This window comes from Phenylobacterium sp. (assembly GCF_036495085.1).
In the GTDB taxonomy this organism is placed as follows: Bacteria; Pseudomonadota; Alphaproteobacteria; order Caulobacterales; family Caulobacteraceae; genus Phenylobacterium.
This window is the reverse complement of the sequence record NZ_DASXNL010000138.1, coordinates 1-9,523: the sequence shown is the minus strand read 5'-3', so window position 1 is coordinate 9,523 and position 9,523 is coordinate 1. Positions and strand designations below refer to the sequence as shown.

The following is a 9,523-nucleotide window of genomic DNA, read 5'->3' as shown; positions in this document are numbered from 1 at the left end:
AATGGTCGGCGATTCGACGGGTTCCTCTTTCAGCTTGAGGATCCGCGGCCGACGCCTGTAGACCAGTAGGCTTGGCCCAGATCCCGCCGGTCGAGGGCATATGCACGACCTTCGAGGTGGCGGTGACCGTCCTCTGGAGCGTGACGCCTCTTGGGCGAGACATCAGATCCAGCAGGAAGATGGTCGGCATAACTCGTGGAAATTATTGGTGCCGGATGCAGGACTCGAACCCGCGACCTTCGGTTTACAAAACCGCTGCTCTACCAGCTGAGCTAATCCGGCATATTGTTTTTGCAGGTGTTTTGGACCTGCGGTCGGCGGCGTTTTACAGATGCGCCGATCTTTTACAACCGGGCCCCCGATTTGTTCTTCCATAGCCGCTTCCGCGTTAGCGCCGCAACCGCCTGGAGGCACAGTGGCCGAACCTCCCCGCCAATTGAGTGGCCGACTGGCGGGCTCCCCATGACCTACCTGAAACGGACATGAGGGACGACCGCCAGTTCCGGACCTTGCAGTTGGGCAGGGGTCGTTTTTCGCCCCGCGAAATGGAGGAACCGGGCGATAGGGCGCGCAAATCGCCGCGGGCAGATAGAGAGGCGGCTGCGGCCGATCTCACTTCGCACGGGTAGTGTCGCAGTTTGAAATCCGTCGCCGTTGACAAGCATTCCGCGAGCCCGGGTCGCGGCTATGATGGCGGCATGAACCATTTCTCACTCGGCCCGGCCGTAGCTGCTGCGATCAGCACTTTGACGGCGGTCGCGATGAGCACGTTAGCTGTCTTCGTAAGTCGGAAGGCCGCCTGGATGGGGGGGCGACAAGAAGGCGTTCTATGAGAAGCAGTCCGACTACGGAGCTTCTGAGAAGGCCTAAAGGCCCCAGGGGGACAATGGCGATCGCCGATGTTGTCGGCCATGTCGTTTAGCGCAGGGCCTGCACCTCCTGCACCAACTTCAGTGTGTCCAAGCGCTCGATCAGCGTGCACTGTCGCGCTTCGCTGAGCGATACATTGCGGACCATTTCGGGCCAGGTTTCTATCGCAGCCCGAACGCAACGGGCCACTTCTTTCTCGACCCGCTCTGGGTCCAGTTTCAGAAACTCCGCCGCCCGGCGGAAGCGGCGCAGCGTGACCGCCTCGAAGGCCTTGTCCTTGCCGGCGAACCGCAGTGCCAACTCGTCCTTCGGGTTGAAGAACACTGTCGGCACGATGTCGTAAGCCGGCGACAGGCGAATGACACCAGGTTCGGGGAAGATGAAAGACCAGTTCTTCAGATGGCTGTCACCGTTGCCCAGTAGAACGTCGGCGACGATCCGGCGGAAGCCCTCCATTACGTCGTCGCGCCAGTCGCTGCTGAAGCGCCTGATCATGTTGAGCACGGATTCAGTAGTGCCCTTGATATACTTCCGCTCGCCCCACGCCTCCATGATCTGACCGGCGTCTTCGATGTGGAGGCGACGTCCGTCGAGCGTGCGGTCGAACCGCTCGACCACAAGGGCGTGGGCGCCCACTAGGAACTCGGCGGGCACGTCCTGGATAGCGCCTATGGGCGTCAGCCGACAGCTGGCCGTGCGCACGCCGATCGCGGCTGCGAGGTGCATCGCCGCGAATTCCGCCTCCGGCAGCTCGGGGTAGCGGTCCGAGCCCAGCTTCAAAATCAGCCGGGCGTCGCCGCCGCGCGCCGGGACCGTGAGCCTGTGGTCCTCGGCCACCATCATGAACTTCAGCTGCACGCGGCCAGGGAGAATTTCACTATCCCCTGGGGCAGTGGAGCCTTGAAGCCAGCCACGCGCTCCCAGGCGATGGGACCTGCGCTCTCGGGGGCCTCCTCGTTGTCCGGGACCACCAGAACTGCACCGGGCAGGTCCGCGCCCAGCCGCAGCAGCAGGTCGAAGGAGTCGTGGTCGCCCGGGCCCATCTCCTGGTCGACCAAGTCTCGCAAAGCCCCTTCGGGCAGGAGGCCCTGAAACCACGGCGGCAGGTAGCCGTGCAGGCCAATCTTGTCGCCTCGCGCCTCCAGCCGCGCGCGGCTCTGCTCAGGATCACCGGGCGTATGCCACGCCAGGCTCAGGATCGGACGGGCAGCGTCCCGCAGATAGGCCTCGTCCGCAATGAACGCGGTGGCACGGGAGGCGTCCCGTGTCAGCGTGCCGGCCCGGACCGATCCGCCGTCTGACATTATGAGGTGCACCCCCAGGACGGCCGCCTTGGTCGCCATCAGCGGTCGTCCCCGTCGCCGTCATCGTCATCGGAGAGATCGACGAATAGGTCGTCGAAAGCTCGACTGACCGAGACCCCAGCCATGGGGGAGGGACCTGCGCCCAGCAGCCGTCGCACGGCCTGCGTCTGCTCGCGGGGAACCAGGACCGGCACCAAGTCCAGGGCGTCGCACACTTCCACGAGCAGGCCCAGGCGGTCCTTGCCCAGCCGGCCCGCCAGCAGGTCCTTCTCCAAATCTGAGATGCGCGGGGTGCTGCGACCCACGCGACTGGCCAGCATGGGCTGGGTCATCTTACGCGCCCGGCGGCGGTTGCGCAGGGTCTCGCCCAAGAGGGGCAGTAGGTCTTCGCGCATTTACGGAATTCCGTAATTGAGAGTTGAAAGTTACGGAATATCGTAAGTTTCCCCCTCCAGCCAGTCAAGGATGGATTACGTTATTCCGTAATTATCGGCCGTATTTTACGGAATTACGTAAATCATCAGCAAGTTCAAGCAGCCCGTAGGCTCGGTCTCGCATCGAGCAGAAAGGCAACTGGTTGATCGCAAATGAACGCCCGCGCGTAGCGTCGGGGCCCGCGTTCAGGCGCGGAGCCAAACGCGAGCATTGCGGTCGCGGACCCAACGTCGGCGACGGCGTGGGTTGGTTCCGACCGCCGGCTGTGATTGCTTGCTCCAGATCAGCCGCGAGGACGACCGATGGACTTCGAAGATTACCGCCGGCACGACGCGCTCGGCCTGGCCGCACTGGTGGCGCGTCGGGAGGTGAGTTCTGGCGAGTTGATCGATGTCGCGGCGGCTCGGATGGCGCAGGTAAATCCGGCGATCAACGCCGTCACCCTGGACCTTACGGAGCGCGCGCGGGGGGAGGCTGGGGTCGGCGGACCGTTCGGCGGGGTCCCGTTCCTGCTGAAGGACCTGGGCCTGACCCTGGCCGGGACGCCAACCACCTCCGGGTCGCGGCTGTTCGCCGACGCCCTCGCGCGGGCCGACAGCGCGCTCACCGCCGCTTACAAGGGCGCGGGCCTGGCGATCTTCGGCAAGACCAACACCCCGGAGTTCGGCCTCTGGCCAATGACCGAATCGGAACTCCTGGGCGTCTGCCGTAATCCCTGGGACCTTTCGCGGACGCCTGGGGGGTCATCGGGCGGGGCAGCCGCGGCCGTGGCCGCCGGCATAGCGCCGGCAGCCCACGCGAGCGACGGCGGCGGATCGATCCGCACCCCCGCCTCCTGCTGCGGCCTGTTTGGCATGAAGCCCTCACGCGGGCGGGTTTCCTTCGCGCCCCTGGGCGAAGGCTGGGCCGGCGCATCCGTCCACCATGCGGTCACCCGCTCGGTGCGCGACTCGGCCAGCCTGCTGGATGTCGCCTGCCATCCACAGCCCGGTGATCCCTATTTTCTGAAGGTTCCTGAGCGTCCGTTCGCCGAGGAAGTGGGACGCGCGCCGGGACGCCTGCGGATTGCTTTCTTCGCCGGGGCCATGCAGGCCAAGGCCATCGATCCCGAGTGCGCCGCGGCCGTGCGCGACACGGCCCGATTGTGCGAAGACCTGGGCCATGACGTAGAGGAGACCGACATCCCCGGAGATCCAGCCGCGATGCAGGCTGCGGCAGGGGTCGTGATCTCCGCCAGCGTCGCGGCCGGCCTCGACGCCGAAGCCGAACGGCGGGGCCGGGCGGTCGAGGTCGGTGATGTCGAGGCCGCGACCATGGCGACCTACCGGCGCGGCGTCGGCGTATCGGCGTCGGCTTATGTGCGCGGGCTGCAGACGCTGCACGCCTATTCGCGCGCCCAGGCACAGCTCTTCGAACGTTATGACGTGTTGCTGCTCTCGACGTTAGGCAGCCCGGCCATTCCGATCGGCTGGATCCTCGAAGACCCGAAGCTGGTCGCCGAACGCCTGTTCGCGTTCATGCCAAACACTCAGGCCTTCAACAACACTGGGCAGCCCGCGATGACCGTGCCCCTGGCCTGGAGCCAGGGCGGACTGCCGATCGGCTTGCAGTTCGTGGCGCGGATGGGAGCAGAAGCGACGCTCTTCCGTCTTGCCGGTCAGTTGGAACAGGCCCGGCCATGGTTCGACCGGGCGCCGCCGCTCTAGCGCTTCACCCCGAGACCAGGGTCGCGAGACCTGAACATCGGCGGTCGGCCGGTGGCGCACGAACCTTGCATCGTGCGGTCTATGAAACAGATCCGTCCCGATTTGAAACACACCCGGCGGACCATCGGCCTGGTGGTCTTGGTGGCGGCCTTGACGATCGCCTTCGGCGGCGACCTGCTCCTTTTGCACCACCGCCAGGGCGAACCGGCTCGCGTAGAGCTGGCGCTGGGCGGTGCTGGGAACGGCGGCGGCCGGGGCGGCCTGAGCCTTGGCCACTGGCGCAGCCGCGGCGATGTCACGCCCGGCGCCTTCTCCCAGGACGGAAACGCCGGCGAGCCTCGTGGTCCCTATGGGCCCGGCGAGGGCGGCGGGAAATCGGGCTGGGGCGGGTTCATGCCGAACGGCGAAGACGGCCTGATGAGCGTCGCCGAATTCGTCCGCGGGGATGACGGAAGCGCTGGCGGATGGGAGGGCAAGCACGGCGATGGCCCGGCGACCTTTGACGGCGTCCACGGCAGCGGTGTGAGCGCGGGGGGCGGCTTCAGCGGCGGTAGCTTCGGCGGCGGCGGCGGTGGCGGTGGCTCTCCGCCCAGGGGCAATGAGGACAAGGGCGGAGACAAAGGGGGCGGCGGCTCGGGTCCCGGAAACGGGCCTGGCGTAACGATCATTGACGACAGCAAGCCAGACGGGGTGGGCGGCAAGGGCTGTCTTGCGCACTGTGGTCCGGGCCAGGGCGGCGGTCCCGACGATGGTGGCTGGCCCCCTAACGGTCCCGATCTGCCGAACGGTCCGATCGGTGATCCGCCCCTGACCTCAGCGGTGCCGGAGCCTGCAACCTGGGCGATGCTGATCCTGGGCTTCGGCCTCATCGGATCGGCGCTTCGTGCGCAGCGCCGCAAGACTGGTGCGGCCTCAGCAGCCTAGCTTGGCGCGGGTCCTCTTCACGAGGGGCGGCGGGGGCTTATCGGGCCTGCGGGGCAGACGTTAGCGAGGCATGCGGATCCAAGCTGGTGATCCGCCGCTTTGGCGAAGCGGAGCGGGCGGTTATAAGCGCCGCTTTCCGCAACCCGCCGACAAGAAGCCATGCCCCGCATCCTGATTACGTCCGCGCTGCCCTATATTAATGGGATCAAGCACCTGGGGACGTTGGCGGGCTCCATGCTGCCGGCCGACGTCTACGCCCGCTTCCAACGTTCGCGCGGCCGCGAGACGCTTTATATCTGCGCCACGGACGAGCATGGCACGCCGACCGAGCTCGCTGCGGCGGAGGCCGGCCAGGACCCGGCGGCCTTTTGCGCGGAGCAGCATCAGATCCAACACGATCTCGGCCGTAAATTCGGCCTGTCCTGGGATCACTTCGGCCGTTCGTCCTCCCCGCAGAACCACCGGCTCACCCAGCGCTTCGCCCAACAACTCTGGGAGGCCGGCTTCATCGAGGAGCGGGTGACCCAGCAGGTCTACTCCAACGCCGACAAGCGCTTCCTGCCGGACCGATATGTGATCGGGACTTGTCCGCACTGCGGATACGAGGCCGCGCGCGGCGACCAGTGCGAGAACTGCACGCGCGTGCTCGATCCCGCTGACTTGCTGCATCCTCGCTCAGCGATCTCCGGCTCGACGGACATCGAGATCCGCGGGTCCAAGCACCTGTTCCTGCGTCAGAGCCTGTTCTCCCAGAAGCTGCGAGCTTGGATTGAAGAGAAGCGCGATCGCTGGCCGCTGCTCGTCACTTCGATCGCCCTGAAATGGCTGGACGAGGGGCTGCAGGACCGCGGCATCACCCGCGACCTTGAATGGGGAGTACCGGTCAACGCGTGGGAGTGGGGTCCCAATCCCGGGGGCGTGACGCCGGACATCGAAGGCCTGGCCGGCAAGGTGTTCTACGTTTGGTTCGACGCCCCCATCGAATACATCGCCGCCACTTGGGAATGGGCCGACGCCCGGGCCACCGAGGCCGGCAAGGGACCCGCGGACGAAGCCGAATGGGAACGTTGGTGGCGCGAGCCCGCCGCAGCCGACGTCACGTATGTGGAGTTCATGGGCAAGGACAACGTGCCCTTTCACACGGTCGGCTTCCCCTGCACCCTGATCGGGCTGAACGAAAAGCTTTCGGCCGACGGAACGTTTTCGCCGGTCGCCAACGCCCCCTGGAAACTGGTCGATGAACTGAAGGGCTTTAACTGGCTCGACTATTACGGCGGCAAATTCTCCACCTCGCAGAAGCGCGGCGTCTTCATGGATCACGCCCTTGAGCTGCTGCCTGCCGACTATTGGCGCTGGTGGATCACCGCCAATACGCCCGAGACCTCCGACGCCACCTTCACCTGGGAGCAGTTCCAGGCGCAGGTGAATGCTGACCTAGCCGACGTCTTGGGCAACTTCGTCAATCGCATCCTGAAGTTCACCGAGACGCGGTTCGAGGGCGTGGTGCCGGCGGGAGGCGGAGACGGGCCCTTGGAGTTCAAGCTCCACAGAGACGTGCTGGCTAAGCTGCGGGAGCTCACCGAGAACCTGGAGAACCGGGAGTTCCGTAAGGCGAGTACGTCGCTCCGTCAGCTCTGGGTGCTGGGCAACGGCTACCTTACCGAAGCCGCGCCTTGGACCGCCTTGAAGACCGACCGGGAGCGGGCCGCCGTGGCCGTGCGCACTGGGCTCAATCTGGTCGCCCTGTTCGCCAAGGTCTCCGAACCGTTCATTCCGTTCGCTGCCGAGACCATCGCACTCTCGGTGGGCGAAGCGTTTCCGGGGAAGTGGCCGAGCCTTGAAGGGCAGGGGACGCTGGAGATCTTGCCTCCCGGCCGGCCGGTAAAGGCGCCCGAAGTGCTATTTCGCAAGGTCGAGGACACCCAGACAGCGGAATGGCGCGAGCGTTTCGGCGGCCCCGAGGCGGACTAGCTTATCGGCCCCTTCCGCTTGGCGACTTCCTTGGGGTTGATGTCCAGGGGAGCCGGCATAACGGCGTTGAAGGCTCCGGTCTTACCTAGATCGATGGCCAGGGTCCGGGCTCCCTGCCAGATCATGTGCAAGGCGACGTAGAGGACGATCACCAGGCCGAGATAGCCGATCCAACGGAACCGGTGCAGCAGCTTGGCGATCCAGCTTGCGGCAAGCCCCGTTAGGGTGATGGACAACAGGAGCCCGCCCACCAGCACCCAGGGATGCTGCCGCGCCGCGCCTGCGACAGCCAAGACGTTGTCGAGCGACATGGCGAGGTCGGCGATGAGAATCTGCACCAAGGCTTGGCGAAGTGTCTTGGGCCTAGGCGGGGTGCGCGCGGCCCCGACTGTGTCGCTGTTGGCGGCCTCGAGGGCAGCCTCGCCCTCCTGGCTTTCTTCGCGACTGCCTTCGCGGAGTTCGCGCCACATCTTCCAGCAGACCCAGAGCAGCAGGATACCGCCGGCGGCCAGCAGGCCGACGAGGCTCAAGAGCTTTGTGGTGATCAGCGCGAACGCGATCAGCATCACGACCGCGCCGGCCAGGCCCAGCACGATCGCCTTTTTGCGCTGCGGCTCGGGAAGTCCGGCCGCGGCCATGCCCACCGCCACGACATTGTCGCCGGCGAGGGCCAGGTCGATCATCACCACCTGGAAAAAGGCCGCCACGGCGCCGGCGGTAAAGAGCTCTGTGAACGCCATCGCTTCCCTCAATGCGGCAGCCAAGCTTCGGCTGCAAGGGAAGCTCAACTACGCGGACGCGCCGCCTCATAAAGAGCGACGGCGGCGGCGGCGGAGACATTGAGGCTTTCGAAGTCGCCGGGCATCGCTATGCGGGCCAATTCGTCGCAGTGTTCAGCCACGAGGCGACGCAGGCCTTCTCCCTCGGACCCCATCACCAGGACCGTCGGGGCTCCGTCCAACACCTGACCCAACTCGCGCTCCGCTTCGCCCGCCAGGCCCACCGCGCGCCAACCCGCATCGGTGAGTTCATCCAGCGCCCGCGACAGATTCACCACACGGGCGACCGGAATGCGGTCCACAGCGCCGGCTGCAGCCTTGGCGAGCGCGCCGGTGAATCTGGGCGCATGGCGGTCCTGCAGAATCATGCCGGCCGCCCCGAAAGCCGCAGCCGAGCGGAGCATGGCGCCGACGTTTTGCGGGTCTGTGACCTGGTCGAGCATCAAGAGGACCGCGCCCCGTTTGGGCTCGAAGTCGGCGAGGTCCGCCGGCTCCAGCGCCGCGCCGCGCACCGCCACGCCCTGGTGAACCGAGCCCTGCGGCAGGCGTTGGGCGATCTGCTGGTTGTCGGCCTGCTGGAGGGCGGGCAGGCGGCCGAACTTCGCCTCGATCTGCTTGAGGCGTTCGGGCGTGGCGAGGATCAGTTCGGCAGGCCCGCGCATCGGATTCGACAGCGCCGCCTCGACCGCGTGCCAGCCCCAGATCCAGTCGTCGGCGACCGCCTCCGGACGCCTTGAAAAGTGACCTTGGGGCCGCTTGTGACGACCCCGTCGGGCGTCGTTGCGTTCGGGGATCGAGGCCACTATAAGACGCGCTCCAAATTGGGGCCCCGGACGGGCTGCCGCCTTTAGGACCCTGCGTTCGGCGCTCTTATGCCCCTCGCATCCTCAAGCGGAAGCCTTTTGTTCGACGGCGCTGATATGGCTCCGAGCGCGAGGGGGAATGTCCCGAGCGGCAAAGGGGGGGGACTGTAAATCCCCTGGCGTACGCCTTCGTAGGTTCGAGTCCTACTTCCCCCACCACGTTCGGCGCCTACGGAGAGAGATTCTGGGCCCGAGCATCTCCCCCGGGAAGTGCTCGAAGCTCCAAAATTTAGCACTGACCCGGACTCGTCCGGAACAGGGCGGGTATAGCACAATGGTAGTGCAGCAGCCTTCCAAGCTGAATATGCGGGTTCGATTCCCGCTACCCGCTCCAGGTTCGCCTTCCACTTGAAACAACGCCCGCAGGACTCCCGATGGCCAAAGAAAAGTTCGAACGCAACAAGCCGCACTGCAACATCGGCACGATTGGTCACGTGGACCACGGCAAGACGACGCTGACGGCGGCGATCACGATGGTGCTGGCCAAGTCGGGCGGGGCGACGGCGAAGAAGTACGAGGACATCGACGCGGCGCCGGAGGAGAAGGCGCGCGGGATCACCATCAACACGGCGCACGTGGAGTATGAGACGCAGAACCGTCACTACGCCCACGTCGACTGCCCCGGCCACGCCGACTACGTGAAGAACATGATCACGGGTGCGGCGCAGATG

Annotated in this window: 10 protein-coding genes and 3 tRNA genes; 6 read left to right on the top strand and 7 right to left on the bottom strand. The window is 66.0% G+C overall.

Features of this window, described 5'->3' with window-relative positions:
• From VGI62_RS15940 to VGI62_RS15920, 5 genes are all read right to left on the bottom strand, one after another.
• Window positions 1-190 (bottom strand): hypothetical protein (locus VGI62_RS15940; protein WP_331505502.1); only part of this gene is annotated, 190 nt, incomplete at its 3' end.
• Window positions 191-206: 16 nt separating this feature from the next.
• Window positions 207-282 (bottom strand) — tRNA-Thr (locus tag VGI62_RS15935).
• A 636-nt stretch (window positions 283-918) separates the two neighbouring features.
• Window positions 919-1,728, bottom strand: a complete 810-nt coding sequence (locus VGI62_RS15930; protein ID WP_331505501.1) for a HipA domain-containing protein — start codon at window positions 1,726-1,728, stop codon at window positions 919-921.
• Window positions 1,719-2,213 (bottom strand): HipA N-terminal domain-containing protein, encoded by a 495-nt coding sequence (locus tag VGI62_RS15925; protein ID WP_331505500.1) that lies wholly within the window; start codon window positions 2,211-2,213, stop codon window positions 1,719-1,721. Before VGI62_RS15925 ends, VGI62_RS15930 begins: the two co-directional genes overlap by 10 nt.
• Entirely contained in the window at window positions 2,213-2,569 is a 357-nt protein-coding gene (locus VGI62_RS15920; RefSeq protein WP_331505499.1) for a helix-turn-helix transcriptional regulator, read from the bottom strand. The genes VGI62_RS15925 and VGI62_RS15920 overlap by 1 nt, the downstream gene beginning before the upstream one ends.
• Before the next feature lie 342 nt (window positions 2,570-2,911).
• Here VGI62_RS15920 and VGI62_RS15915 point away from each other — a divergent pair, with 342 nt between their 5' ends.
• The 3 genes from VGI62_RS15915 (at window position 2,912) to metG (ending at window position 7,210) form a co-directional block, all read left to right on the top strand.
• Window positions 2,912-4,315 carry an amidase gene (locus VGI62_RS15915; protein WP_331505498.1) on the top strand — a complete coding sequence of 468 codons (1,404 nt, stop codon included), beginning with the start codon at window positions 2,912-2,914 and terminating at the stop codon, window positions 4,313-4,315.
• 81 nt (window positions 4,316-4,396) lie between these two features.
• On the top strand, window positions 4,397-5,239 hold the full coding sequence (locus tag VGI62_RS15910) for a PEPxxWA-CTERM sorting domain-containing protein (RefSeq protein ID WP_331505497.1): 843 nt from the start codon (window positions 4,397-4,399) through the stop codon (window positions 5,237-5,239).
• A 159-nt stretch (window positions 5,240-5,398) separates the two neighbouring features.
• Window positions 5,399-7,210: a methionine--tRNA ligase gene (gene metG, locus VGI62_RS15905; RefSeq protein WP_331505496.1), complete on the top strand. Its 1,812-nt coding sequence runs from the start codon at window positions 5,399-5,401 to the stop codon at window positions 7,208-7,210.
• Here metG and VGI62_RS15900 read toward each other — a convergent pair.
• Window positions 7,207-7,950: a TerC family protein gene (locus VGI62_RS15900; RefSeq protein WP_331505495.1), complete on the bottom strand. Its 744-nt coding sequence runs from the start codon at window positions 7,948-7,950 to the stop codon at window positions 7,207-7,209. The genes metG and VGI62_RS15900 overlap by 4 nt on opposite strands.
• Before the next feature lie 44 nt (window positions 7,951-7,994).
• The gene (rlmB, locus tag VGI62_RS15895; protein WP_414695696.1) at window positions 7,995-8,792 is read right to left on the bottom strand and encodes a 23S rRNA (guanosine(2251)-2'-O)-methyltransferase RlmB; all 798 of its coding nucleotides are present in this window, start codon (window positions 8,790-8,792) and stop codon (window positions 7,995-7,997) included.
• A 133-nt stretch (window positions 8,793-8,925) separates the two neighbouring features.
• Here rlmB and VGI62_RS15890 point away from each other — a divergent pair.
• The 3 genes from VGI62_RS15890 to VGI62_RS15880 all read left to right on the top strand — a co-directional run.
• Window positions 8,926-9,011 (top strand) — tRNA-Tyr (locus tag VGI62_RS15890).
• A 101-nt stretch (window positions 9,012-9,112) separates the two neighbouring features.
• Window positions 9,113-9,186, top strand: a tRNA-Gly gene (locus tag VGI62_RS15885).
• 40 nt (window positions 9,187-9,226) lie between these two features.
• The coding region (locus VGI62_RS15880; protein ID WP_331505494.1) for a GTP-binding protein at window positions 9,227-9,523 on the top strand (297 nt) is incomplete at its 3' end.